Raw genomic sequence first — 23,059 nt, forward strand, 5'->3', positions numbered from 1 at the left:
CGATGTTCACGTGACCGGGCGCGCTGCTGGACCCGGAGGGGTGTCGTGGGTCAGGCGGGCGCCGGCTGCCGTCGCCCGCGGCGTCGGGACGAGCGGGAACCCCGGTCGCCCTGCTCGGCGTCCTCGGCGTCCTCGGTGTCCTCGAGGTCGTCCGTGTCGTCGACGTCGTCCCCGTCGTCCGCGAGGTCCTCGTCGTCGAACTCGTCGTCGGCGAGATCGGCCTCGTCCAGCTCCTCGTCGGCGAGGTCCTCGTCGTCCAGCTCGTCGTCGGCGAGTTCGTCCTCGTCGAGCTCCTCGTCCGAGGGCTCGTCCGCGAGCTCGTCGTCCGACTCCTCCGCGGCGCGCTCCTCCTCGAGGGCCTCCTCGTGGGTCTTGACGACCTCGCTGTCGCGAATCTCGCCGCGCCAGCCCTCGATCTGGTCTCGGTTGACCAACGAATCCATCATCACGTGCCGACAGAAGTGCTTGAACTCGAGACGCGCCCGCCGTCCGACCGCCCGCCACAGGTTCCCGGTCTTCTCGAAGAATCCCTGGGGGTAGTACTCCATGATCAGCACGATGCGCGTCAGGTTCGGCGCCAGCTCGCTGAAGGTCACGATTCCGTCGGCGCGCCCCTTCTGGCCCGAGGAGACCCAGAGGATGTGCGAGTCGGGAATCTGTTCGACGATCGTGGTGTCCCACGAGCGTTTCGACCAGAAGACCTTCGCGTGCCAGGTGACCTTCTCGTCGGAGGACTGGTCGACGTTCTCGACCTTCTTCATGAAGCTCGGGAAGTCGGCGAACTGCGTCCACTGGTCGTAGGCCAGCCGCAGCGGGACCCCGACGTCCTGGACCTCGAAGATGTTCATGAACTTGAACTTGCCGCGGGCACCGGCGTTGCCGCCGCCACCGCCCTCGCCGTCGGCGTCGTCCTCGTCGTCGTCCCCGCCGCCGAGGCCGGGCACGACGTTGCCGAGCGCTCCGGTGACCTTGTCCTTAAGCGAGCCGGCGCCACCCTTCAGGGCACCCATGATCGGACCGCCTCCCTCGCCGTCGGACCCGCCGCCGCCGAACGCGCTCGTCAGACCGACACCGCCGTTCTCCGCGACGTCGGTGAGCCGGTCGGTCAGGCCCTCCACCTGCTGGAGAGCGGCGTCCCCGAGCTTGCTGACCAGCGCCTGGACCAGGCGCTGGGCAGCCTCCTTCAGCGCGTCGGTGGGCAGTGCGCCGGCGACCGAGCCGGCGCTGCCCGCGGTGTTCGTCGCGGTCTCAGTCATCGCTTCCCCTCGTCCTGCGGCCCGACGAGGCGGCGGCGCCCGATCGCGAGCGGCCACCCCCCGACGACGAGCGGGACGACCGGCCCGTCGAGGCCGAGCGCCCGTTGTTCGACGAGCTCTTGCTCGCGGCCGCGGTCCGGGTGCGACCGGACTTCGTCGCCGCACCGGAGCCGGAGCCGGAACCGCCCGACGCGGCCGTCCGGCGGGCGCGACGAGGCCGTTCCTGGTCGGTGACGGGCGCGTCGGCCCGGTCGTCCGCGCCGGCGTCGTCGTCCTGCGGCGCCTCGTCCGTCGCCTCGGCCCCCGCCGCGTCGTCGTCGACCGGCTCGTCGTCGACCGTGTCGTCGTCGGTGGTGTCGTCGTCCGCCGCGCCCTGCTCGGCGACGTCCTCGTCGCGGTCCTCGCCCGCCTCGTCGACCTCGTCGACCTCGTCACGGGGGTCGTCCTCGAGGACGTCCTCGTCCTCGTCGACGGGCACGGCCGAGGTGTCCTCGACCGGCTCCTCGTTCTGCTCGCCGCGCTTGCGGCGCCGCCCGAGGCCCTTGCGGACCGCCCCGCCCGCGGACCCGGCCGCGCCGCCGACCGCCTTGCCGGTCCGGCCCACCGTCTCCCCGACCGCACCGCCGGCCTGCGTCGCGGTGTCGCCGACCGCGCCGCCCGCCTGGGTCGCCGCCTGGCCGGCGGCCTGCGCGGCCCCCGAGGCCGGCTTGCCGAGGTTCTCCACGCGGTCGACGAGGCTGTCGGTCAGGGCCTCCATGCGGGCGCTCGCCGCGGCCAGCGCGGCCTCCTTGCCGACCTCGAGCAGGCGGCCCCGGACCGCGGTGTCGAGCCGCTGGAGTTCCGGGGAGGCGTCCACGAGCTTCGACGCGGCCGCGAGCAGCTGGGTCGGATCGGTCGGGATCTTCTTCCCGACGAGGGCCCCGCCGAGCATGATCGCCAGTTTCATCTTCTTCGTCCGCCCGAGGAGGTATCCCCCCACCACGGCGAGAAGCAGTTTCGCGCCACCCATCAGCAGTTACCCCGCAATTCGATCGGGCGCGCTGGTTCGATCCCTCGCGCGTGGTCGCCGTCTTTCCCGAACACTCGGCGTCTCCAAACCTCGTCGGCCAACCGTGTCGACATTTCCGCCGAGCACCGGTGGCCGCGGACCCTACAAGTCGTGATCGGCAGCCGCGACGGCGAGGGAGGAGATCCGGAAAGGTTCGGCCGAACGGCTGCGAGCACGGTTCTGCAGGGGGCGGATGAATGCGAGAACCGACTCCGCGGATGCTTCCGCAAATAGGGTCGATCGGTCCGACGACAATGGGCATTCGTATTCCACGAATGGACCGGTCAGCAGTACCGGCGCTCGTCCGAACACGGACGAAGATCGTCCGGACGCGGTCGGTCATCCTCTCGATGAGTGAGAGGGAGAGGAGCGTTGCTGAACCCTTCGGCCGCCGTTCCAGCGCGGATCAGCAGCACGGCTAGTGCGCCGTCCGGTCCTGCTCCCGGCATCCGTCCGGACCTGGCATGTGAGACCGGGACCACACCGGACCGCGCCGCCTCTCCCGGGCGGCCGCGATGCTCCGCATCCGGACGTTCGTGGCGACGTTCGCGCCCGGCCCGGGACGCACCACGGCCCCGCCTCCACCCCGGGGCAGCGGGGTGAGGACGGGGCCGTGGGTTCGGGGAGCGGACGACGCGGACGAGCGGGCTGCCGACCGGGTCGGAGTCGGTCGGGGTGGCCCGTCGGCCGTGTCGCCGCACGTGCCGGGTGGGGAGACCCGGCACCCGACCCCGCGTCCGGGGCCGATCGGGGAGGGCCGGACGACGCGGGGCTGGTCGAGCTGGACTAGCCGAACGAGAGGAGCGACAGCTGCGCCGGAGCGGAGGACGACAGCTTCCCGCCCCAGTGCTGGATGTCGTTGCGGCCGTTGTCCAGGGCGTGCTGCACGTCGTCGCCCATGAGACCGAACTGCTCGGACGCCTCGTCGGCGGTGAGCCCGTCCTGCGCGGCGGTCGTCCAGTTGTACCGCGCGTGCTCGAGGTCGTTCGTGGTGTTGCTCAGCGCGTGGCCGCCGTCGGTGGCCATGTCGGCGAGGACCGAGGACGAGGCCTGCTCCTTGAGCGAGGACGCGACGTCCGACGCCCGGTGCGCCAGGTCGGCGCCGGAGCCGGAGCGGACCTTCGTCGAGGCCTCGCTGACCTGGTGGGCACCGTCGGTGATCTTGCCCTGGATCTGCTGGGCCGCGGAGTGGCCCGCGGACTGCAGCTCGTGGGCGGTGGGCGCCTCGTGCGCGAACGCCATCGAGGCGGTGCCGCCGGCGACGACGGCGACGGCCGCGGCCGTGAAGGCGCCGCGGCCGGCGAGGCGGGCAGCCTGGGACGCCACGTGGGGAGCGTGGGGAGCGTGATGAGCGCCCATGCGAAGGCCTCCTCCTATCGGGGTGTGCGGATACGACCGGACGGCGGATCAAGGGATGATCCACCCGGAGTCCAGCTACGAGCCGTTCTCCGCCCACTCCAACGGACGACCTGCGATCGGGTTACGGATCGGTCACAACGGGCGTCGAAAAAGGTGCTTGCCGTCACGCACCGTGCCCGTCGCACACCGTCGGTGATCAGCCCGTCACGCACGAACGGCACCCTCGCAGCTTCTATCTGCGCGAGAGTGCCGTTCGTTCGGGAGGGCGGGAGGGGGGTGTGTCAGGAGCCGGCGGCGACCCGCTCCAGCACCAGCGACTGCACGCGGGCCGCGTCCGCCTGGCCCCGCGTCGCCTTCATGACCGCGCCGACGATGGCGCCGGCCGCCTTCGTCTTGCCCGCCCGGATCTTCTCGGCGATGGCCGGCTGGGCCGCGAGCGCCTCGTCGACGGCCGCCGTGAGCGCCGAGTCGTCGCTGACCACCGCCAGTCCGCGGCCGGCGACCACGTCGTCGGGCGTGCCCTCCCCGGCCAGCACGCCGTCGACCACCTGGCGGGCGAGCTTGTTGGTGAGCGTCCCCTCGGCGACCAGGGCGATCACCCGGGCCACGTCGGCCGGCGTGATCGCCAGCTCCGCGAGCTCCACGCCCGCCGCGTTGGCCTGCTGGGTCAGGTACGAGACCCACCACGAGCGGGCCGACTCGGCCGGCGCACCCGCCTCGACGGTGTCGGCGACGAGGTCGAGCGCCCCGGCGTTCACCAGGTCGCGCAGCTCCTCGTCGGACAGGCCCCACTCGGTCTGGATCCGGGCGCGCCGCTCCCAGGGCCGCTCCGGCAGACCCGCCCGCAGCTCCTCCACCCAGGCGGCCGACGGCTCGATCGGCACCAGGTCGGGCTCGGGGAAGAAGCGGTAGTCGGCGAAGGTCTCCTTCGGCCGCCCGGCGGACGTGGTGCCGGACTGCTCGTCGAAGTGGCGGGTCTCCTGGGTGATCGTGCCGCCGGAGAGCAGGACACCGGCGTGGCGGCCCATCTCGTAGCGCACGGCCCGTTCGACCGACCGCAGCGAGTTGACGTTCTTGGTCTCGGTGCGGGTGCCGAACTCCGTCGTGCCCTTCGGCATGAGGGAGACGTTCGCGTCGCAGCGCATCGAGCCCTGGTCCATGCGGACGTCGGAGACCCCCAGGCCCTGGATGACGTCGCGCAGCGCCGAGACGTAGGCCCGGGCGATCTCCGGCGCCCGCACCCCGGCCCCGAGGATCGGCTTGGTGACGATCTCGATGAGCGGGACGCCGGCCCGGTTGTAGTCGAGCAGGGAGTACGAGGCACCGTGGATGCGACCCGTCGCGCCGCCCATGTGCAGCGACTTGCCGGTGTCCTCCTCCATGTGGGCGCGCTCGATCTCCACCCGCCACGTCGTCCCGTCGTCGAGCGGGACGTCGAGGTACCCGTCGAAGACGATCGGGTCGTCGTACTGGGAGATCTGGAAGTTCTTCGGCATGTCCGGGTAGAAGTAGTTCTTCCGGGCGAAGCCGCTGCGCTCGCGCACCTGGCAGTTCAGGGCCAGGCCGATCTTGACGGCGCCCTCGACGGCGCGGGCGTTGACCCGCGGCAGCGATCCGGGCAGCCCCAGGCACACCGGGCAGACGTTCGTGTTCGGCTCCGCGCCGAACTCGTTGCGGCAGCCGCAGAACATCTTGGTGGCGGTGTTGAGCTCCACGTGCACCTCGAGCCCCATCACGGGGTCGAAGCGCTCGCAGACCTCCTCGACGGTGTAGGGCGCCGCGTCGACGGTGCTGGTCATGAGGTGGTCTCCAGGACGGCGGGCTCCGGGATGGTGGCGGCGAACGGCGTTCCCGACGACGTGTCCCGGGCCAGTTCGTAGGCGGCCGCCACCCGGTAGGCGCGGTCGTCGGCGAGGGCCGGGGCCATGACCTGCAGGCCGACCGGGAGTCCGTCGTCGGCGGAGACCCCGCACGGCACCGAGAGGGCGGCGTTGCCGGCCAGGTTGGTCGGGATCGTGCAGAGGTCGGCGAGGTACATCGCGACCGGGTCGTCCACCCGCTCGCCGAGCGGGAAGGCGGTGGTGGGCACGGTCGGCGAGACCAGCACGTCGCAGTGCTCGAACGCGGCGGCGAAGTCGCGCACGATCAGCGTCCGGGCCTTCTGGGCGCGCCCGTAGAGCGCGTCGTAGGCCCCCGCCGAGAGGGCGTGCGTGCCGATCATGATGCGGCGCTTGACCTCCGGGCCGAAGCCCGCCTCGCGCGTCAGCGACATGACCTCGTCGGTCGAGTGCGACCCGTCGTCGCCGACCCGCAGGCCGTAGCGCATGGCGTCGAACCGGGCCAGGTTCGACGACGCCTCGCTCGGCGCGATCAGGTAGTAGGCCGGGACGGCGTAGGTGAACGAGGGGCAGTCGACCTCGACGACGTCCGCGCCCAGGTCGGTCAGCACCCGCACCGCGTCGGTGAACGCCGTGAGCACCCCGGGCTGGTTGCCCTCGCCGGCGAGCTCCCGGACGACGCCGACCCGGACCCCGGCGAGGTCGCCACGGGCCCCGGCCAGGGCCGCCTCGACGACGGGCGGCAGCGGCGCGTCGATGGAGGTCTGGTCGGCCGGGTCGTGGCCGCCGACGACCTCGTGGAGCAGGGCCGCGTCGAGCACGCTGCGCCCGAAGGTGCCGATCTGGTCCAGCGACGAGGAGAAGGCGACCAGCCCGAAGCGGGAGACCGTGCCGTAGGTCGGCTTGACGCCGACGATGCCGGTGAACGCGCCGGGCTGGCGGATCGAGCCGCCGGTGTCCGACCCGAGGGCCAGCGGCGCCTCGCCCGCCGCGGTGGCGGCGGCGGACCCGCCGCTCGACCCGCCGGAGACGCGCGACGGGTCCCACGGGTTGCGGACGGGCCCGAACGCGGAGTTCTCGTTCGAGCCGCCCATGGCGAACTCGTCGAGGTTGGTCTTGCCCAGCGGCACGAGCCCGCCGTCGCGCAGGCGGCGCACGACGGTCGCGTCGTAGGGCGGCCGCCAGCCCTCGAGGATGCGCGAGGCGCAGGTCGTGGGCAGGTCGCTCGTCGCGATGTTGTCCTTGACGGCGACCGGGACGCCGGCCAGCGGGCCGCGGACCGTGCCGGACGCGATCTCGGCGTCCACCGCCTCGGCCGCGGCGAGCGCGGTGTCGCGGTCGACGTGCAGGAACGCGTTGAGCGCGCCGTCGACGGCCTCGATGCGGTCCAGGTGCGCGCGGGTCACCTCGACGGAGGAGACCTCGCGCGCCTGGACGCGGCGGGCGATCTCCTCGGCGGACAGACGGGTCAGCTCGCTCACTGCGACTCCCCCAGGATGCGCGGCACGCGGAAGCGGCCCTCCTCGGCCTCGGGCGCGCCGGCGAGGGCGGCCTCCCGGGACAGGCTGGGCGCGGGCTCGTCGGGCCGCAGGACGTTGGTCAACGGGGCGACGTGGCTGGTGGGCGGCACGTCGTCGGGGATCTCCGAGACGCGACCCACGGTGTCGAGGATCGCGTCGAGCTGCCCGGAGAACACGTCGAGCTCGTCGTCGGTGACGGCCAGGCGGGCCAGTCGGGCCAGGTGCGCGACGTCGGAGCGCGTGATGTCGGACATGATCCTCCGTGTGGGGAGACGGAGCGCAGCGGAGCTCGACCCCTCGATGTCGGGGCCCCTCGCGCGGTGGCGCGGGAGGTACCGATCCAGTCTAGGCGGCCCCGACGGGGACGAGGTTTGCCGGGACCGCCTCCGGGCCACCTCCCGCCGGGCGGTCGGCGACGGCGGCTCCACCCCGCCCTCCTCGCCCGCGGGCCGCTCGACTGGCACACTCGCCGCGCCCGACGACGGGTGGCCGCTGCCCCGTCCGGAGGTCCCGGGCGCGCGGTCGGTGCCGGGCGGGACGCACCGCCAGGACGGGACGAGACGGACGGAGGCGACGTGACCTACCTGCTGCGCGTGGTGCTCCCGGATCGACCGGGCACCCTCGGCGCGGTGGCCTCGGCCCTCGGGGTCGAGGGCGCGGACATCCTCAGCGTCGACGTGGTGGAACGTCACCAGGGCCAGGCCGTGGACGACCTCGTGGTCGACCTGCCCTCGGCCCGCCCACCCGACGTCCTGATCACCGCCGCGGAGTCGGTGCGCGACGTGGTGGTCGAGTCGGTCCGTCCGTTCTTCGGCCCGCTCGACACCGCGCGCGAGCTCGAACTCGTGGAGAGCGTGGCCGCGGCCCCCGAGGAGGGCATCGTCCTGCTGGTCGACGCCGTGCCGCGCATCTTCCGGTCGGCGTGGGCCCTCGTGGTCGAGGCCTCGACCGGCGACGTGTGGAGCGACGGCGGCACCCGCGTCCGGCGGGTCGCGGCCAGCTCGGCCGCCCCGGAGACCGAGGCCGAGACCCTGCCGTGGCTGCCCCTGGTGAAGGCGACCGTGCTCGACCCGGGCGCCGGGCAGTCGGTGCCCTCGGCCTGGACCGACCTCGACACCGAACTCGCCGCCGCGCCGGTGGGGCGCTCGGACCGGGCGTTGGTGGTCGGACGCCCCGGCGGCCCGGGCTTCCGGCCCTCGGAGCTGGCCCGGCTCTCCCACCTCGCCGGCATCGTCGCCACGATGACGGGCTGAGTCGGCCGCACCCGCCCTCGCGAGGGGCACACCAGGCACGGTCCGGGCGCCGCGGACCTTCCTGTCGTCACGCTCGCGGCCCGAGCCGGACCCTCAGCGTCGGTGGTCGGGGCGCCCGCGCAACCCGAAGCCGCCGAAGGTCGAGCCCCACCCGGGGCGTCGGCGCTCGGCGAGGCGCGGTGTCACGGCCTGCCCCAGGGCGTAGCGGACGAGCTCCTCGTTGCCGGTGGCGAGCCAGGTGCCGTCCGGTCCCTTGAGGGTGTCCTCGAAGCCGATCCGGGTGTCGAGGTTGTTGCGGCGCGCGTAGTCGAGCACCGGCCAGGCGCCGTCCTCCTCGCCGTGCAGCAGGATCGGCACCTGCATCGGGCCGAGCGCCTTGAGGATCCGCACCGCCTCGGCCACGGCGGTCTCCGGGTCGGTGACCGTGACCTCGGCGAGGACCCGCACCGTGCCCGCCGGGACCCCGGCCTGCTTGAGCTGCACCGCGTCGCCGGTGGTCCACACGCCGAGCTCGATGCCGATGCCCACCGACTCGAGCGCCTCGCAGACGATCTCCCACCCGCGCTCGTGCACGTTCACCGAGGCGACGTCGGGGCGGGCGTGCTGCGGCAGCCGGGCCCACTGCTGGACGAGCTCGGTGCGTTTGAAGGGGTTCGGCTCGACCCAGCGGGCCGTGGTGACGCCGATCTCCATCGACGGGGCGGCCTGCCGGATCGCGGCGACCACGGCCCCGATCGGCCCGGGGTCGAGGCTCTCCTGGCCGTCGACGTCCCGCGGGTGCACGTGGAAGCTCGTGACGCCGAGGGCGGCGACCGCGCGGGCGTCCCGGGCCAGGTGCCGGGGCGTCATCGGGACGGCGGGGTAGACGTCGGCGGGGCGGGCGCCGTTGGGGCAGCACTGCAACACCTGACGTCACCTCCCTCGTGCACCGTCCCGGGGACGACAGCGTGGCCCGGATGCGTACAGTCTTCAACCTCCTGGGTGTCGACGGCAACGTCTGCACGTGCGTCTGCACGCTTTTTCCGCAACGCCACCCGTCCGCCACAGGGCGGTCACTCTGCGGCGTCCTGCCCCTCCGTCGACTCCGCGGCGCCCTCCTCGCCGATCTGCGCCACCTCGCGGGCCGCGTCCGGGCCCTGCTCGAGCAGCACCCGGAAGCCGGCCTCGTCGAGGATCGGCACCTTCGCCGCCACCGCCTTGTCGTACTTCGAGCCCGGCTCGTCGCCCACCACCACGAACGCGGTCTTCTTCGACACCGAGCCGGCCGCGCGTCCGCCGCGGGCGAGGATGGCCTCCTTGGCCTCGTCGCGGGAGAACTCCGGGAGCGAGCCCGTCACCACCACCGAGAGGCCCTCGAGGGTGCGCGGCGTCGACTCGTCGACCTCCTCGGCCAGGTCGACCCCCGCCGCGCGCCACTTCTCGACGACCTCGCGGTGCCAGTCCACCGCGAACCACTCGCGGACGGCCGCCGCGATCGTGGGCCCGACCCCGTCGACGTCGGCGAGCTCCTCCTCGGTGGCCGCGTCGATCGCCTCGACCGACCGGAAGTGCCGCGCGAGCGCCTGCGCCGCGGTGGGCCCGACGTGCCGGATCGAGAGCCCGACGAGGACCTTCCACAGCGGTCGGTGCTTCGCGCTCTCCAGGTTCGCGAGCAGCTTGCGCCCGTTCGCCGAGACGTTGCCGGCCTTCGTCCGGAAGAGCGGGACCTGCTCGAGCTGGTCGGCGGTCAGCGCGAAGACGTCGCCCTCGTCGTGCAGGACGCCGGACTGCAGCAGGGCGGTCGCCGCCTCGTAGCCCAGCACCTCGATGTCGAACGCGCCGCGGCCGGCCACGTGGAACAACCGCTCCCGCAGCTGGGCGGGGCAGGACCGGGAGTTGGGGCAGCGCAGGTCCTTGTCGCCCTCCCGCATCTGCCGCAGCTCGGTGCCGCACTCCGGGCAGTGGGTGGGCATGACGAAGGCGTGCTCGCTCCCGTCGCGCGCCTCGACGACCGGGCCCAGCACCTCGGGGATGACGTCGCCCGCCTTGCGGATGATCACCCGGTCGCCGATCAGGACGCCCTTGCGCTCCACCTCCCCGGCGTTGTGCAGCGTCGCCATCGACACCGTCGAGCCGGCCACCAGCACCGGGTCCATCTCCGCGAACGGCGTGACCCGGCCGGTGCGGCCGACGTTGACGCTGATGTTCCGCAGCGTCGTCGTGGCCTGCTCGGGCGGGTACTTGTAGGCGATCGCCCAGCGCGGCGCGCGCGCCGTCGAGCCGAGGCGCCGCTGCAGCGTGACGTCGTCGACCTTCACCACCACGCCGTCGATCTCGTGCTCGGCGTCGTGCCGGTGCTCGCCCCACCACCGCGTGTGCTCGATGACCGCGTCGACGCCGTGCAGCACCCGCGTGTGCGTCGAGACCGGGAGGCCCCACGCGGCGAGCGCGTCGTAGGCCTGCGACTGGCGCTCGGGGGTGAAGCCGCGCCGCTTGCCCAGGCCGTGGCAGATGAGGCGCAGCGGGCGCGTGGCGGTGACGCGCGGGTCCTTCTGCCGCAGGCTGCCGGCGGCGGAGTTGCGCGGGTTGGCGAACGGCTGCTTGCCGGCCGCGACGAGCCCGGCGTTGAGCTCCTCGAAGTCCTCCACCCGGAAGAACACCTCGCCGCGGACCTCCATGAGCTCGGGCACCGGGAACTCGTCGGTGCCGGTCAGCTCGGTGGGCACGTCGGCCAGCGTGCGCATGTTCAGCGTGATGTCCTCGCCGGTGCGCCCGTCACCCCGGGTCAGGGCGCGCGTGAGGTGGCCGTTCTCGTAGAGCAGGTTGACCGCGAGCCCGTCGATCTTGAGCTCGCAGAGGTACTGCAGCTCGTCGCGCGGGAAGTCGAGCTCACGCTGGACGCGCAGCACCCACTCGCGCAGCTCCTCGGGCTCGAACGCGTTGTCCAGCGACAGCATCCGCTCCAGGTGGTCCACCGCCACGAAGTCGGTGGAGAACCCGCCGCCGACCCGCTGCGTGGGGCTCGCGGGCGTGACGAGCGACGGGTGCTCCTCCTCGAGGCGCTGCAGCTCGCCGAACAGCTCGTCGAACTCCCCGTCGGTGACGATCGGGGCGTCGAGCACGTAGTAGCGGAACTGGTGGTCGGCCACCAGTTCGGACAGCTCCTTGTGCCGCGCCTGCACGTCGGCCGGCACGTCCGGGGAGGTCACGACGGGGCTCTCGCTGGTCACGGGGCCGAGGGTAGCCGCGGGGTCCGACAGTCACGCCGGAACCGGACGGGTGCTCACCAGGACGAGGGCGGGTCCGCGAACGCCTCGGCCAGCTCCGCCGTCCGCGCCATCGCGGTCCGGGCCCACGCCGGTGTGGCGCCGGCCAACCCGCAGGTGGGGGTGACGATCGCCCGGTCGGCCAGCCGGGCGCGGTCGAAGCCGAGCCGGTCGGCCAGGTCGAGCGCCGGCCGGGCCAGCGCGGCCAGGTCGGGCGCCGGGCCCTCGCCGACCGACGGCACCAGCCCGAGCCAGAGTTCCCGTCCGGCGTCCCACTGCTCGCCCACCGCGTCGAGCACCGCGGCGCCCCGGTCGAGGGCCGACAGGTCCACCGCGAGCCCGTCCACCCCGCTCGCCCCGAGCAGCGCGAGCGGCGGCGTCGGGTGGCAGCAGTGCGCCACGACGCCCACCGCCCCCGCGTCGCGCGCCGCGTCGACCAGCACCGCGAGCCCCGCGCGAGCGTCCGCGCCGGGGACCGACCGGACCGTGCCGTAGCCGCTCGGCGTCGGCAGGGTGCCCGCCAGCACCGCCGGCAGGGTCGGCTCGTCGATCTGCACGACGACGCCCGCTCCGGTCCGGCGGGCCAGCTCCGCGACGTGCCCGCGCAGCCCCTCGGCGAGGCTCTCGGTGAACTCGGCGACCGCGCCGCGGTCGGTCAGCACCCGGTTGCCGCTGCGCAGTTCCACGCCGGCGCACAGCGTCCACGGTCCGGCGACCTGGACCTTCACCCGACGGGGCGCGGCGCCGGTCTCCCCCAGCGTCGAGTCCAGGGCGTCCACGTCGCGGGCGAGCAGGTCGACCCCGCGCCGGTGCTGGGCGCCCGGGCGGGCACTCACCCGGTAGCCCGAGGGCCACACCTCGACGGCCAGGTCGACCAGCAGCGCCGCGGCCCGCCCCAGCATGTCCGCCCCGACCCCGCGGTCGGGCAGCTCGGCGACGTGCGGGAAGCCGGGCAGCTCCCCGACCACCGTCCGCGCGGCCTCGTGGTGATCGACGCCCGGCAGCGACCCGATCCCGGTGGCACGCTCCTCGGGGCGCAGGGGCTCGGCCGGGTCCGGCACCGACCCGTCGTCGGGAAGACCGGGAAGATCGCTCACCGGACCATCTGTACCAGGGAGGACCGTGCCGAACCGCAACGGACGGCTGCTGGGCATCGGGGCGGCGAGCGGTGTCGTCGGGGGGCTCCTCGGGGGCGGCAACGGGGTGCTCACGGTGCCCGCGCTCGCCCAGTACACCTCGCTGCCGCGACCGGCCGTCCACGGCACCTCCACCCTCGCCGCGACGTGGGTGTGCGCGGCGGGCGCGTTCGTGTACTGGCTGGTCGGCGGCACCGTCGACCTGCGCGTGGGCGCCGGCATGATCGTCGGCGGGATGGTCGGCGGTTTCTACGGCGCGAAGCTCGTCGCCCGGGCGTCGGAGACGCTGCTGCGGGTGCTGCTGATCGCCGTCCTCGTACTGACGGCGACGAAGCTCTCCCTCGACGCCGCGGGGTTCGACCCGGTGTCCGGCGGGGCGGTCGTCCCGCCCGACCTGCTGGCGGCGTGGTGGTTCGTGGTGCCGCTGTCGGTGGTGGTCGGCCTCGTCGTGGGGGCCTGGGCGGGTGCGATGGGGCTCGGCGGCGGGCTGCTCGCCGTCCCGGCCCTGGTGCTGCTCTTCGGGGTGGACCTGCACACCGCCGCCGGCACGTCGCTGCTCGTGTTCCTGCCGAACTCGCTGGTCGGCGGCCTCTCGCACTGGCGCCAGGGGACGGCGGACCTGCGCATCGCGAACCTCGTCGGGCTCGCGGCGGCGCCGGGGGCGGTCGCCGGGGCGCTGCTCGCGCTGGCGCTGGGGAACGTGGTGCTCGGCGTCGTGTTCGGCATCTTCGCGGCGGTGATGGCGGTGCGGGAGTCCGTCCTGCTGCTCCGGGCCCGTTCCTGACGACGGGCGGGGCCGGGCTGGCACCCTGGAGCCCGCCATGCCCCACCTCGACGAACCCACCTGGCGGGCGCGCGCCGAGGCGCACGCCGCGCGCGCCGACGCCCTGACCGCCGCGCACCGGGCCCGTCGGGAACGGCACGAGGCGCACCCCGTCGAGGACTTCCTCTACACCTACTACCCGACCCGGCCGAGCCGGCTGCGCGTCTGGCACCCCGGCGCCGGCGTGACGCTCGGCGGCAGCGACCGGTCCGGCTGGAGGCACTACTCCCCCGACGGCGGCCACGTCGACCCCACGACGATCCGGCCCGCCACCGTCGCGTTCGTCCGCGGTCTACTCCGGGCCACGGCCGCCCGCGCCCCGCACCTCGGCTGCTTCGGCCTGCACGAGTGGGCCATGGTCTACCGGGCCGACGACACCCGGCACCCGGTCCCGCTGCGGCTCGGCGGGGCCGGGACGGACGCGGTCGTGGAGCAGCACCGCATCCGGTGCACGCACTTCGACGCCTACCGCTTCTTCACCGCCGAGGCCGCGCCCCGCAACGTCGAGACGCCGACCCGGGACCGTCAGGTCGAGCTGGAGCAGCCGGGCTGCCTGCACGCGACGATGGACCTCTACAAGTGGGCGACGAAGCTCGGCCCGCTCGTGCCGGGCGAGCTGCTGCTGGACTGCTTCGAGCTCGCGCGCGACGTGCGGACCCTCGACATGCGCGCCTCCCCCTACGACCTCGCCGACCACGGCTACGCGCCCGTCCGCATCGAGACCGCGGCCGGGAAGGCGGCGTACGCGCAGGCCCAGCAGGGGTTCGCCGACCGGGGGGCGGGGCTGCGCGCACGGCTCCTGGACGCCCTGCACGGTTGCTAGCATTGCTGTCATGGCCACCATCACCGTGCGGGATCTCGACGACGAGGTGCGTTCCCGCCTGCGCGTGCGCGCGGCCGAGAACGGGCGGTCGATGGAGGCCGAGGTCCGGGCGATCCTGGAGGCGGCGGTGCGCCCGTCCCGCCTGGAACGGCGCCGGGCGGCGCTCTCCCGGTTCCGGTCGGCGCCGGACCGTGACGACGCCATCGACGAGCTCATGGCGCACGTCCCGCCCCGGAACAGCTATCCCGCCCCTCGCGCGATCGACTTCGACCCGTGATCGTCCTGGACACGAACGTCGTGTCCGACCTCGCGAGGCATCGACGGCCGATGGCCCTCGACGACTGGATCGCGACCGAGGTCGACGACCTCGCCGTCCCCGCGGTCTCGATCGCCGAGCTGGAGGCGGGCATCGCGATCATGCCCGCCGGAGCACGCCGGGACGGTGTCGACGGTGATGTGCGCTTCGTCGTCGACGACGTCCTGGAGGGGAACGTCGTCGACTTCGACCGCGCGGCCGCCGAGCAGTACGGGGCCGTGGTCGCCGCCCGACGAGCTGCGGGCCGGCCCATCTCGGTGCCCGACGCCCAGATCGCCGCCATCTGCCGGGCGCGCGGCGCCACGCTCGCCACCAGGAACGTCCGGGACTTCGAGCACACCGGCATCACCGCGTTCGACCCGTCGTCGTGACCCTCGCCGACCTCGTCGCCCGGGCGCGACGACTGATCCAGGCGGACCGCCGCGCCCTGCTCGGCATCGCCGGCGCGCCCGGCGCCGGTAAGACGACGCTCGCGCTGGCCCTGGTCGAGGCGCTCGGACCGGACGCCGTGCACGTCCCGATGGACGGCTTCCACCTCGCCGACGTCGAGCTCGAGCGGCTCGGGCGTCGCGACCGCAAGGGCGCGCCGGACACGTTCGACGCGGCCGGGTACGCCGCCCTGCTCGCGCGGCTGCGCGACACCTCGTCGGGAACGGTCTACGCCCCCGCGTTCGACCGCGAGATCGAGCAACCCATCGCTGGATCGATTCCGGTACCCTCCTCCTGCCGCCTGGTGGTCAGCGAGGGGAACTACCTCCTCGTCGACGACCCGGCCTGGCGGGCCGTTCGTGCCTGCTTCGACGAGGTGTGGTTCCACGAGACCGACGAGGTCCTGCGGCACGAGCGCCTGGTCGAGCGCCACGTACGGTTCGGCAAGACCCGCGACGGTGCCGTCGCGTGGGTCGAGGCCGTCGACGAGCCCAACGCCCGTCTGATCGAGGCCACCCGTCCGCGCGCCGACCTCGTCGTGACGGAGGACGGGCCGACACCACCGGAGGACCAGTGACGGCGACAGCGGGGGACGACGCGGGGCTGGCCGACGACATCAAGGCCGACGACCTCCTCATCGAGACGCTCGGCCCCGGCCGGATCACCTCGCCGCTCTCGCCCCTGCTCGACGCCAGCCGCGGCACCACCGAGCACTACGTCGACTCCGGCGACCGCGTGCTCCTCGACGACACCGCCGCCGGCATCCGGGCGCGGGGCGCGACGCTGGAGGACCTGCCCGGGCTCGAGCCGTGCGGCCCCCGCCGGCAGATCTACTTCGACCCCTCGAAGACCCGTGCGGGCATCGTGACCTGCGGGGGTCTCTGCCCCGGGCTGAACGACGTGGTCGCGGGGCTCGTCCGCACCCTGACCTACCACTACGGCGTCCGTCGCGTGGTGGGCTTCCGCAACGGCTACCGCGGCTTCGTCTCCGCCTACGGCCACGACGTCGTCGAGCTGACGCCGGAGTCGGTCCGGGATGCGCCGGTGGACGGCGGCACGTTCCTCGGCACCTCGCGCGGCCCGCAGGACCCCGAGGAGATCGTCGACTGCCTCGAACAGATGCACCTCAACGTGCTGTTCGTGATCGGTGGCGACGGCACGATGCGCGGGGCGATGGCGATCGCGCAGGTGATCCGGGAGCGGGGCCTGCGGATCGCCGTGGTCGGCATCCCCAAGACGATCGACAACGACATCCCGTTCATCGACCAGAGCTTCGGGTTCCAGACGGCGTTCTCGGAGGCGAGCGAGGCGATCCGCTCGGTCACGGTCGAGGCGAAGTCGACGCCGGGTGGGATCGGCCTGGTCAAGTTGATGGGCCGGCACTCCGGCTTCATCGCCTGCTACGCCTCGCTCGTGCGGTCCGACGCCGACGCCGTGCTCATCCCCGAGGTGCCGTTCGAGCTCGAGGGCGAGACCGGCCTCCTCGAGCACCTGCGCCGGAGGGTCCAGACCCGCGGTCACGCCGTGGTGGTCGTGGCGGAGGGCGCGGGCCAGGACCTGCTGCCGTCGATCGGGCGGACCGACGCCTCGGGCAACGCGAAGCTCGCCGACATCGGCCCGTTCCTCAAGGAGGCCATCACCGACCACTTCGCGACGGCGGGGACGGAGACCTCGGTCCGCTACGTGGACCCGAGCTACCTCATCCGCAGCGTGCCGGCGAACCCCTACGACAGCGTCTACACCGTGCGGCTCTCGCACGCCGCGGTGCACGCGGCGATGTCCGGGCGCACCGCGATGGTGGTCGGGCGCGTCCGGCGCCGGTTCGTGCACATCCCGATGAGCCTCGCCGTCAGCCGCCGCAACCAGGTCGACCCGCACGGCGACCTGTGGATGGCCGTGCTGGAGTCGACCGGGCAGCCGTGGCGGTTCGGCGAGGACTCGACGAGGCAGACCGGGGCGCCGCACGCCTAGCCGGCGAGCACCCCGCACACCAGGTGCGACGGGGCCGGCGCGGGCGCGCCGGCCCGCAGCCAGGCGCAGCACTCTGCCACGTCGGCCGGCTCGTGCAGCGGACCCATCACCAGCGCCGGTCCGGTCGGCCGGCGGTGGACGTCGCAGGGCTGCACGAGCACGGTCGCGCCCGCGGAGGTCGTCGCCGTGGAGCAGCCCTGCAGGCAGCCGGATCGGACGAGCACACCGTGCGGGGTCGCCCGGATCGCCGCGCGGAGCTCGTCGTCGCAGTCGTGCGGGGACGCCGCCGCGTGCGGGCAGGCCTCCACGCCGCACGCGACGACGGTGACGCCGTTCATCGGCTGCGCCCGTACCGGCGGTTGAACTTCTCGATCTGCCCGCCCCGCTCGATCGGCCGCGCGGTGCCGGTCCAGATCGGGTGCGACGACGAGGAGATCTCGACGTCGAGCACGGGGTAGGTCTCGCCGTCGGTCCAGGTGATCGTCGGCAACGTGCGCGTCCCGACGACGGTGGACCGCGTCAGGAAGGTGTCGCCGCTGGTCTGGTCGCGGACGACGACGGGGCCGTAGGTCGGGTGGATGTCCTTCACGTCTGCTCTCCTCGGTTCTCGACGGGGACCACGGGGCCCTCCAACTCGTCGCACGGATCGGTGTGGCTGATGCCGAACGGATCGGCGTAGGCGCGCCAGGCGACCTCGCCGGCGGCGAGCTCGTCGTCGGTGAGCAGCGCGAGGTCCAGGGCGGCGATCACCTCGGCGGGCTCGGCGTCGTGCACGAGTACGACGAGCTGCTGCTCGCGGTCGCCCCAGCGGTCGTCCCACCGCAGCGAGGCCGAGGCACGGCGCAGCGCGTCGACGTCGTCCCACGCCAGGGAGTCGGCGAGCCACCGGCCCGCCATCCCGATCTGCAGCCCGCCGCCGGCCGACTCGATCCACAGCGCGTGCTCCGGCCGCGACGCCACCCACACCCGCCCGCGCACCCGCACCGTGCCGGTGAGCAGGACGTCGAACGCCTCGTGGAGGCGCTCCGGGTGGAACGGTCGGCGCAGCCCGACGTGCAGCAGCGACACCCCGACGTCGCGCGTCAGCGGCGGCTGCCCGCGCAGCAGCGGGCCGTGCGGGTCGTCGGGGACGCCACGGCGGGCGTCCGGGTGCAGCTCGCGGAGCACGGGGGTGACGTCCGGGACGCCCGCCGCCGCCGATCCGACGTCGAGTCGCCGGGCCTGCGGCGCCAACCGCGCCAGGACGGCGTCGCGGCGCACCCGTTCCCACGGCTCAGGGCTGCCGACCACGACGAGGACGTCGGCGAACTCCGCGTGCCCCACCACGATCTGGGCGACCGTGCGGTCGTCGTCCTCGGTCAGCGCGCGGCCGCGGTCGGCGAGGGCCTCGTCGGACCCGGCGTCGTCGAGCCAGGTCGGACCGTCGAGCACGGCGACGACCCCGACGAGCTCGAGGACCTCGGTGACCGGCCCCGGGGCCTCGTCGGGCACGACGTGGGCGAGGGCCTCGCAGACGGGCTCCGGCTCCATGCCGGGGTCGAGGAGCAGGACGACCCGCCCGACGTCGGGATCGGCGGCCAGCGCCAGCAGCAGCGGGAGCAGGTCCTCGCGGAGCGTGCAGGAGACACAGCCGTGGGCCAGCTCGAGCGCGGAGACACGCCAGCGGCCGTCGCGACGGACGGCGCGGGTCACCACTCCCTCCCCGAGTCTGCGCAGGTCGTGGGCCACGAGCACGGAGCGCGGGTCTGCGATCGCCACCGCCTCTCCGGTGGCGAGCACGGCGTCGCGGTCGACCCCGCAGACGATCACCAGCGGGTCCGGCATCGGGAATCCTCCTCGGTCGGCTAACGTTAATGATAATCGATACCAACACCGAGGAGGAGTGATGGCTCGCAACGAGGTCCGACCGATCGTCAAGATGCGGTCCACGGCCGGCACCGGGACGACCTACGTCACCCGCAAGAACCGCCGGAACGACCCCGACCGCCTGGTGCTGCGCAAGTACGACCCGCGGGTCCGGCAGCACGTCGACTTCCGCGAGGAGCGCTGATGGCGGGCCGCGCCGCCCGCGTCGGCCGACCGCCGAAGAAGAAGGTCAACCCGCTGGTCGCGCGCGCGATCACCGAGATCGACTGGAAGGACACCGCGCTCCTGCGGACCTTCGTGTCCGACCGCGGCAAGATCCGGTCCCGCCGCGTCACCGGGTTGACCGGACAGCAGCAGCGCCAGGTCGCCACCGCCATCAAGACGGCGCGGGAGATGGCCCTGCTCCCCTACACGTCCACGGCACGATGAGCCGCCGCTGCCAGGTGACGGGGCGGGCGCCGTCGGCGGGGAAGAACGTCTCGCACTCGCACGTGCGCACGAACCGCTGGTTCGAGGTCAACGTGCAGTCCAAGCGCTACTGGCTGCCCTCGGAGCACCGGTGGGTGCGGCTGCGGCTCTCGACGAAGGGGATCAGGACCGTCGACCGGGACGGCATCGAGGCCGTCGTGGCGCGGCTGCGAGCGAGCGGGGAGAAGGTCTAGTGCGGGGCGAGCGAAGCGACGGGGAGAGCTGATGGCGAAGCGCAGCAAGATCGCGGCGAACGAGCGTCGCAAGGCCACCGTCGCCCGGTCCGCGGCTCGTCGGGCGGAGCTCAAGGAGATCGTCCGGCACCCGTCGTCGTCGGACTCCGCCCGCGCGGCGGCCGTCGCCGAGCTGGCCCGCCAGCCGCGCGACGCGAGCGCCACCCGGGTCCGCAACCGCGACGCCGTCGACGGCCGCCCGCGCGGCCACCTGCGCGCGTTCGGACTCTCGCGCGTCCGACTGCGCGAGTACGCCCACGCCGGCTACCTGCCCGGCGTCACGAAGTCGAGTTGGTGAGGATCATGAAGGTTCGCGCGTCCCTGAAGGCACTCAAGCAGAAGCCGGGCTCGTCGGTGGTCCGCCGCCACGGCAAGGTCCTGGTGATCAACAAGCTGAACCCGAAGTGGAAGGCCCGTCAGGGCTGATCGGTGACCCGCAGCAGGAGGGCGACGAAGGCGTCGGCCTGCAGTCGTCCTCCGCTGCGCGGCTCCTCGCCCCGGCGCACGTCGTCGTCGCGGAGCTCGTCGCCCACGCGCTCCAGGGCCCGGAGCAGCACCTCGGCGAGCTCCGGGGCGATGTCCCCGGTCAGCTCGAGGTCGCCGTCGTCGCGACGACGGGTCCGGACGCTCGCCAGCGCCTCGCGCAGCACCGCGCGAGGCTCACCGGCGACGTCGTCGCTCAGCGCCGCGCCAGCCGCCGACCCGTGCCCGGGGCGGCCGGGATGCCGTAGTGCTCGAAGATCGCCGGCTCGTCCGTGGCGGGGAGCTCGCCGTCGGTGTCGATCGACGGGGCGTCCTTGGCGAGGTCCTTGTCCACCGTGACCTTGAGGTGGTCGGGGTGCACCGTCGCGCCGTGCAGCGGGACGAACACCAGCCGCTTGCCGGAGAACATCCCGGTGGTCACGGTGACGAACGCGGGCTCGTCCGTGGCGGTGTCGTAGTACACCGCCTCCATCTCACCGATCTTCGACCCGCTCGGGTCGACGACCTTCTTGCCCAGCCAGTCGCGGATGTTCTCGGCCTCGAAGCCCATGGGCGCCGATCATAGGGCGCCATCTTCCCGGCGCCGGGTCGGCGCGCGCCGGGGGTCAGGACGTGGCGGCGATCGTGGCCGAGCCGAGCACCCGGTCACCGTCGTAGACCACGACGGCCTGCCCCGGCGCCACCCCGCGCAGCGGGGCGCCCAGGGTGACGGCGAGCCGGTCGTCGTGGACCTCGACCGAGGCGGGCGCCAGTCCCCCGTGCGCACGCACCTGCACCGTGACGTCGTCGACCGGGCCGCGGGGACCGTGCCAGACCGGGGTCTCCGTGGTCAGCGCCGAGACCTCCAGTGCCTCCGCGGGACCCACCCGGACCTGCCGCGACACCGGCTCGATCCCGAGCACGTAGCGGGGCCGGCCGTCCGGGGCGGGTCGGGACAGGCCGAGCCCGTGCCGCTGGCCGACGGTGAAGTTCTGCACGCCGCCGTGCGCCCCGAGGACGGCGCCGGAGACCGCGTCGACCAGCTCCCCCGGTGCGTCGGGCACCCGGTCGGACAGGAAGCCCCGTGTGTCGCCGGACGGGATGAAGCAGATGTCGTGGCTGTCGGGCTTCTCCGCGACGACCAGCCCCCGCCGGGCCGCCTCCGCACGCACCTCGGACTTCAGCGAGTCGCCGAGAGGGAACATCGCGTGGGCCAGCTGGTCGGCGGTGAGCACACCCAGCACGTACGACTGGTCCTTGTCCGGGTCCACCGCCCGGCGCAGCACCCCGTCGTCGAGCCGCGCGTAGTGCCCCGTCGCCACCGCGTCGAAGCCGAGCGCCCGCGCCCGGTCGAGCACCGCCGAGAACTTGATCTTCTCGTTGCAGCGCAGGCAGGGGTTCGGGGTGCGTCCGGCCGCGTACTCGGCGACGAACGGCTCGATCACGTCCTCGCGGAACCGGTCGGCCATGTCCCAGACGTAGAACGGGATGTCGAGGACGTCGGCGCAGCGGCGGGCGTCGCGGGAGTCCTCGACCGAGCAGCAGCCGCGGGCACCCTCGCGCATGGTCGCGGGCTTCGCCGACAGTGCGAGGTGCACGCCGACGACGTCGTGGCCCGCGTCCCGCGCGCGGGCGGCGGCGACGGCGGAGTCGACGCCGCCGCTCATCGCGGCCAGGACGCGCAGCGGGGCGGAGCCGGACCGGGAGCTCGAGTCACCCACGACTACGTCCCGACCGGGTCCCGCTGCTCGACCCCGCCGGCCCGGGCCATCGCGCCGCGGGCCCGCTCGACGACCGGGCCGATCGCCGCGACGGCGGCGTCGACGTCGGCGGCCGTCGAGGAGTGCCCCAGGGAGAAGCGCAGCGAGCCGCGCGCGGCGGCCTCGTCGACCCCCATCGCGAGCAGCACGTGCGACGGCCGCGCCACCCCCGCGGTGCACGCCGACCCGGTCGAGCACTCGATCTCGTGGGCGTCGAGCAGCATGAGCAGGCTGTCGCCCTCGCAGCCGGGGAACGAGAGGTGCGCGTTGCCCGCGAGCCGGGCGGGCCCGCCGTTGACCGCAGGCGCGTCGAGCGGGACCCCGTTCAGCGTGGCGTCGGGGACGGCCTCGATCAGGCGGGCCACGAGGTCGTCGCGCAGGGCGGCGAGCTCGACGGTCCGGCGCGGCACGGCCTCGACGGCAGCGTGCACGGCGGCGGCGAGCGCCACGGTGCCGGCGACGTCGAGCGTGCCCGAGCGGACGTCGCGCTCCTGGCCGCCGCCGTGCAGGAGCGGCACGCACGTGGCGTCGCGGCGCAGGAGGAGGGCTCCGACGCCGACCGGGCCGCCGAGCTTGTGCCCGGTCAGCGACAGGGCGTCGGCGCCCGAGGCGGCGAAGTCGACCGGGAGCGAGCCGACGGCCTGCACGGCGTCGGTGTGCAGCGGCACCCCGAACTCGTGGGCCACCTCGGCGAGCCCGCGGACGTCGTTGACGGTCCCGACCTCGTTGTTCGCCCACATCACGCTGACCAGCGCCGTCGCGTCCGCGTGCGCCGCCAGCTCCGCGCGCAGGACCTGCGGGGTCACCCGCCCGACGGCGTCGACCGGCAGCACGACGAGCGTCGCGCCCTCGTGGTCGGCGAGCCACTCCGCGGCGTCGAGCACGGCGTGGTGCTCCACGGCCGAGACCACGACGCGGGTGCGGCGGGCGTCCTGGGCTCGGCGGGCCCAGTAGAGGCCCTTCACGGCGAGGTTGTCGCCCTCGGTGCCACCGGTGGAGAGCACCACCTCGGTGGGCAGGGCCCCGACGGCGGCGGCGATCGTCTCGCGGGCCTCCTCGACGTCGCGGCGGGCGCGCCGGCCCGCCGTGTGCAGCGACGAGGGGTTGCCGACGCGGCCGAGCGCCTCGGTGTAGGCGGCGACGGCCACGGGCAGCATCGGCGTGGTGGCCGCGTGGTCGAGGTACGTCATCGTCCGTCGAGCGTAATCCCCCTCGTGGCCCGCGCACCCTCGGATGTCCGACGAGCCACGCCG

At 74.0% G+C, this 23,059-nt stretch carries 28 protein-coding genes; 12 read left to right on the top strand and 16 right to left on the bottom strand.

Annotation, left to right across the window (positions count from 1 at the left end; all coding sequences use genetic code 11):
• Positions 1-50: 50 nt before the first annotated feature.
• The 6 genes from ACQPYX_RS22375 to gatC form a co-directional block, all read right to left on the bottom strand.
• Positions 51-1,256 carry an SRPBCC family protein gene (locus tag ACQPYX_RS22375; RefSeq protein WP_433799474.1) on the bottom strand — a complete coding sequence of 402 codons (1,206 nt, stop codon included), beginning with the start codon at positions 1,254-1,256 and terminating at the stop codon, positions 51-53.
• A complete protein-coding gene (locus ACQPYX_RS22380) occupies positions 1,249-2,238 on the bottom strand; it encodes a hypothetical protein (RefSeq protein ID WP_433799475.1) in 990 nt (329 codons plus the stop codon). The genes ACQPYX_RS22375 and ACQPYX_RS22380 overlap by 8 nt, the downstream gene beginning before the upstream one ends.
• Positions 2,239-3,090: 852 nt before the next feature.
• Positions 3,091-3,630 carry a hypothetical protein gene (locus ACQPYX_RS22385; RefSeq protein WP_433799476.1) on the bottom strand — a complete coding sequence of 180 codons (540 nt, stop codon included), beginning with the start codon at positions 3,628-3,630 and terminating at the stop codon, positions 3,091-3,093.
• Between the two features lie 314 nt (positions 3,631-3,944).
• Positions 3,945-5,462 carry an Asp-tRNA(Asn)/Glu-tRNA(Gln) amidotransferase subunit GatB gene (gene gatB / locus ACQPYX_RS22390; protein WP_433799477.1) on the bottom strand — a complete coding sequence of 506 codons (1,518 nt, stop codon included), beginning with the start codon at positions 5,460-5,462 and terminating at the stop codon, positions 3,945-3,947.
• Positions 5,459-6,982 (bottom strand): Asp-tRNA(Asn)/Glu-tRNA(Gln) amidotransferase subunit GatA, encoded by a 1,524-nt coding sequence (gene gatA, locus ACQPYX_RS22395; RefSeq protein ID WP_433799478.1) that lies wholly within the window; start codon positions 6,980-6,982, stop codon positions 5,459-5,461. Before gatA ends, gatB begins: the two co-directional genes overlap by 4 nt.
• Complete coding sequence (gene gatC / locus ACQPYX_RS22400) at positions 6,979-7,275, bottom strand: Asp-tRNA(Asn)/Glu-tRNA(Gln) amidotransferase subunit GatC (protein WP_433799479.1); 297 nt, start codon at positions 7,273-7,275, stop codon at positions 6,979-6,981. The genes gatA and gatC overlap by 4 nt, the downstream gene beginning before the upstream one ends.
• A 321-nt stretch (positions 7,276-7,596) precedes the next feature.
• Here gatC and ACQPYX_RS22405 point away from each other — a divergent pair, with 321 nt between their 5' ends.
• Positions 7,597-8,274 (top strand): ACT domain-containing protein, encoded by a 678-nt coding sequence (locus ACQPYX_RS22405; protein WP_433799480.1) that lies wholly within the window; start codon positions 7,597-7,599, stop codon positions 8,272-8,274.
• Positions 8,275-8,367: 93 nt separating this feature from the next.
• Here ACQPYX_RS22405 and ACQPYX_RS22410 read toward each other — a convergent pair whose 3' ends face one another.
• The 3 genes from ACQPYX_RS22410 to ACQPYX_RS22420 all read right to left on the bottom strand — a co-directional run bounded on the left by ACQPYX_RS22410 (position 8,368) and on the right by ACQPYX_RS22420 (position 12,616).
• On the bottom strand, positions 8,368-9,180 hold the full coding sequence (locus ACQPYX_RS22410) for a 3-keto-5-aminohexanoate cleavage protein (protein ID WP_433799481.1): 813 nt from the start codon (positions 9,178-9,180) through the stop codon (positions 8,368-8,370).
• Between the two features lie 146 nt (positions 9,181-9,326).
• Complete coding sequence (gene ligA / locus ACQPYX_RS22415; protein WP_433799482.1) at positions 9,327-11,483, bottom strand: NAD-dependent DNA ligase LigA; 2,157 nt, start codon at positions 11,481-11,483, stop codon at positions 9,327-9,329.
• Between the two features lie 53 nt (positions 11,484-11,536).
• Positions 11,537-12,616 carry a methionine synthase gene (locus ACQPYX_RS22420; RefSeq protein WP_433799483.1) on the bottom strand — a complete coding sequence of 360 codons (1,080 nt, stop codon included), beginning with the start codon at positions 12,614-12,616 and terminating at the stop codon, positions 11,537-11,539.
• A 25-nt stretch (positions 12,617-12,641) separates the two neighbouring features.
• On the opposite strand from ACQPYX_RS22420, the gene ACQPYX_RS22425 reads away from it, so the two are divergent.
• Genes ACQPYX_RS22425 through ACQPYX_RS22450 form a run of 6 tightly spaced genes read left to right on the top strand, consistent with a single transcriptional unit; the run spans position 12,642 to position 17,017 of the window.
• Positions 12,642-13,439, top strand: coding sequence for a TSUP family transporter (locus tag ACQPYX_RS22425; protein ID WP_433799484.1), 798 nt, complete (start codon positions 12,642-12,644; stop codon positions 13,437-13,439).
• Positions 13,440-13,476: 37 nt separating this feature from the next.
• The gene (locus tag ACQPYX_RS22430) at positions 13,477-14,301 is read left to right on the top strand and encodes a 3-methyladenine DNA glycosylase (protein ID WP_433799485.1); all 825 of its coding nucleotides are present in this window, start codon (positions 13,477-13,479) and stop codon (positions 14,299-14,301) included.
• Between the two features lie 10 nt (positions 14,302-14,311).
• Complete coding sequence (locus ACQPYX_RS22435; RefSeq protein ID WP_433799486.1) at positions 14,312-14,578, top strand: FitA-like ribbon-helix-helix domain-containing protein; 267 nt, start codon at positions 14,312-14,314, stop codon at positions 14,576-14,578.
• Entirely contained in the window at positions 14,575-14,988 is a 414-nt protein-coding gene (locus ACQPYX_RS22440) for a PIN domain-containing protein (RefSeq protein ID WP_433799487.1), read from the top strand. The genes ACQPYX_RS22435 and ACQPYX_RS22440 overlap by 4 nt, the downstream gene beginning before the upstream one ends.
• Positions 14,985-15,623, top strand: coding sequence for a nucleoside/nucleotide kinase family protein (locus ACQPYX_RS22445; protein WP_433799488.1), 639 nt, complete (start codon positions 14,985-14,987; stop codon positions 15,621-15,623). The genes ACQPYX_RS22440 and ACQPYX_RS22445 overlap by 4 nt, the downstream gene beginning before the upstream one ends.
• Positions 15,620-17,017 (top strand): ATP-dependent 6-phosphofructokinase, encoded by a 1,398-nt coding sequence (locus tag ACQPYX_RS22450; RefSeq protein ID WP_433799489.1) that lies wholly within the window; start codon positions 15,620-15,622, stop codon positions 17,015-17,017. Before ACQPYX_RS22445 ends, ACQPYX_RS22450 begins: the two co-directional genes overlap by 4 nt.
• Here the strand turns inward: ACQPYX_RS22450 and ACQPYX_RS22455 are convergent.
• Genes ACQPYX_RS22455 through mrf form a run of 3 tightly spaced genes read right to left on the bottom strand, consistent with a single transcriptional unit; the run spans position 17,014 to position 18,841 of the window.
• The gene (locus tag ACQPYX_RS22455) at positions 17,014-17,355 is read right to left on the bottom strand and encodes a hypothetical protein (protein WP_433799490.1); all 342 of its coding nucleotides are present in this window, start codon (positions 17,353-17,355) and stop codon (positions 17,014-17,016) included. The two genes, ACQPYX_RS22450 and ACQPYX_RS22455, sit on opposite strands and share 4 nt — an antisense overlap.
• A complete protein-coding gene (locus tag ACQPYX_RS22460; RefSeq protein ID WP_433799491.1) occupies positions 17,352-17,606 on the bottom strand; it encodes a type B 50S ribosomal protein L31 in 255 nt (84 codons plus the stop codon). Before ACQPYX_RS22460 ends, ACQPYX_RS22455 begins: the two co-directional genes overlap by 4 nt.
• Positions 17,603-18,841 (bottom strand): ribosome hibernation factor-recruiting GTPase MRF, encoded by a 1,239-nt coding sequence (gene mrf / locus ACQPYX_RS22465; RefSeq protein WP_433799492.1) that lies wholly within the window; start codon positions 18,839-18,841, stop codon positions 17,603-17,605. Before mrf ends, ACQPYX_RS22460 begins: the two co-directional genes overlap by 4 nt.
• A 61-nt stretch (positions 18,842-18,902) precedes the next feature.
• Here mrf and rpmG point away from each other — a divergent pair, with 61 nt between their 5' ends.
• From rpmG to ykgO, 5 genes are read left to right on the top strand one after another with little or no spacing between them, the layout of a single operon-like run.
• Entirely contained in the window at positions 18,903-19,067 is a 165-nt protein-coding gene (rpmG, locus tag ACQPYX_RS22470) for a 50S ribosomal protein L33 (RefSeq protein ID WP_433799493.1), read from the top strand.
• Positions 19,067-19,312 carry a 30S ribosomal protein S18 gene (gene rpsR, locus ACQPYX_RS22475; RefSeq protein WP_433799494.1) on the top strand — a complete coding sequence of 82 codons (246 nt, stop codon included), beginning with the start codon at positions 19,067-19,069 and terminating at the stop codon, positions 19,310-19,312. The genes rpmG and rpsR overlap by 1 nt, the downstream gene beginning before the upstream one ends.
• The gene (gene rpmB / locus ACQPYX_RS22480; RefSeq protein ID WP_433799495.1) at positions 19,309-19,545 is read left to right on the top strand and encodes a 50S ribosomal protein L28; all 237 of its coding nucleotides are present in this window, start codon (positions 19,309-19,311) and stop codon (positions 19,543-19,545) included. Before rpsR ends, rpmB begins: the two co-directional genes overlap by 4 nt.
• Before the next feature lie 31 nt (positions 19,546-19,576).
• Entirely contained in the window at positions 19,577-19,882 is a 306-nt protein-coding gene (gene rpsN / locus ACQPYX_RS22485) for a 30S ribosomal protein S14 (protein WP_433799496.1), read from the top strand.
• Positions 19,883-19,887: 5 nt separating this feature from the next.
• Positions 19,888-20,010 carry a type B 50S ribosomal protein L36 gene (gene ykgO, locus ACQPYX_RS22490; protein WP_018334958.1) on the top strand — a complete coding sequence of 41 codons (123 nt, stop codon included), beginning with the start codon at positions 19,888-19,890 and terminating at the stop codon, positions 20,008-20,010.
• Here ykgO and ACQPYX_RS22495 read toward each other — a convergent pair.
• The 4 genes from ACQPYX_RS22495 to ACQPYX_RS22510 are packed head-to-tail and all read right to left on the bottom strand — an operon-like array spanning position 20,001 to position 22,996.
• On the bottom strand, positions 20,001-20,234 hold the full coding sequence (locus ACQPYX_RS22495) for a hypothetical protein (protein ID WP_433799497.1): 234 nt from the start codon (positions 20,232-20,234) through the stop codon (positions 20,001-20,003). The genes ykgO and ACQPYX_RS22495 overlap by 10 nt on opposite strands.
• A 29-nt stretch (positions 20,235-20,263) precedes the next feature.
• Positions 20,264-20,617 carry a PRC-barrel domain-containing protein gene (locus tag ACQPYX_RS22500; RefSeq protein WP_433799498.1) on the bottom strand — a complete coding sequence of 118 codons (354 nt, stop codon included), beginning with the start codon at positions 20,615-20,617 and terminating at the stop codon, positions 20,264-20,266.
• Between the two features lie 55 nt (positions 20,618-20,672).
• Positions 20,673-21,731, bottom strand: a complete 1,059-nt coding sequence (gene mnmA, locus ACQPYX_RS22505; RefSeq protein WP_433803786.1) for a tRNA 2-thiouridine(34) synthase MnmA — start codon at positions 21,729-21,731, stop codon at positions 20,673-20,675.
• A gap of 38 nt (positions 21,732-21,769) precedes the next feature.
• A complete protein-coding gene (locus ACQPYX_RS22510; RefSeq protein WP_433799499.1) occupies positions 21,770-22,996 on the bottom strand; it encodes a cysteine desulfurase family protein in 1,227 nt (408 codons plus the stop codon).
• Between the last annotated feature and the right edge of the window lie 63 nt (positions 22,997-23,059).

Source organism: Actinomycetospora sp. CA-084318, assembly GCF_050955885.1.
Taxonomy (GTDB): Bacteria; Actinomycetota; Actinomycetes; order Mycobacteriales; family Pseudonocardiaceae; genus Actinomycetospora.

Excerpts from the sequence above, each read along its gene's own strand:
- ACQPYX_RS22500 (WP_433799498.1), bottom strand. The coding sequence starts at position 20,617 with ATGGGCTTCGAGGCCGAGAACATCCGCGACTGGCTGGGCAAGAAGGTC.
- gatC (WP_433799479.1), bottom strand. The coding sequence starts at position 7,275 with ATGTCCGACATCACGCGCTCCGACGTCGCGCACCTGGCCCGACTGGCC.
- ykgO (WP_018334958.1), top strand. The coding sequence starts at position 19,888 with ATGAAGGTTCGCGCGTCCCTGAAGGCACTCAAGCAGAAGCCGGGCTCG.
- ACQPYX_RS22435 (WP_433799486.1), top strand. The coding sequence starts at position 14,312 with ATGGCCACCATCACCGTGCGGGATCTCGACGACGAGGTGCGTTCCCGC.
- ACQPYX_RS22510 (WP_433799499.1), bottom strand. The coding sequence starts at position 22,996 with ATGACGTACCTCGACCACGCGGCCACCACGCCGATGCTGCCCGTGGCC.
- ACQPYX_RS22375 (WP_433799474.1), bottom strand. The coding sequence starts at position 1,256 with ATGACTGAGACCGCGACGAACACCGCGGGCAGCGCCGGCTCGGTCGCC.
- rpmG (WP_433799493.1), top strand. The coding sequence starts at position 18,903 with ATGGCTCGCAACGAGGTCCGACCGATCGTCAAGATGCGGTCCACGGCC.
- ACQPYX_RS22455 (WP_433799490.1), bottom strand. The coding sequence starts at position 17,355 with ATGAACGGCGTCACCGTCGTCGCGTGCGGCGTGGAGGCCTGCCCGCAC.
- rpsR (WP_433799494.1), top strand. The coding sequence starts at position 19,067 with ATGGCGGGCCGCGCCGCCCGCGTCGGCCGACCGCCGAAGAAGAAGGTC.
- mrf (WP_433799492.1), bottom strand. The coding sequence starts at position 18,841 with ATGCCGGACCCGCTGGTGATCGTCTGCGGGGTCGACCGCGACGCCGTG.
- rpsN (WP_433799496.1), top strand. The coding sequence starts at position 19,577 with ATGGCGAAGCGCAGCAAGATCGCGGCGAACGAGCGTCGCAAGGCCACC.
- rpmB (WP_433799495.1), top strand. The coding sequence starts at position 19,309 with ATGAGCCGCCGCTGCCAGGTGACGGGGCGGGCGCCGTCGGCGGGGAAG.
- ACQPYX_RS22430 (WP_433799485.1), top strand. The coding sequence starts at position 13,477 with ATGCCCCACCTCGACGAACCCACCTGGCGGGCGCGCGCCGAGGCGCAC.
- gatB (WP_433799477.1), bottom strand. The coding sequence starts at position 5,462 with ATGACCAGCACCGTCGACGCGGCGCCCTACACCGTCGAGGAGGTCTGC.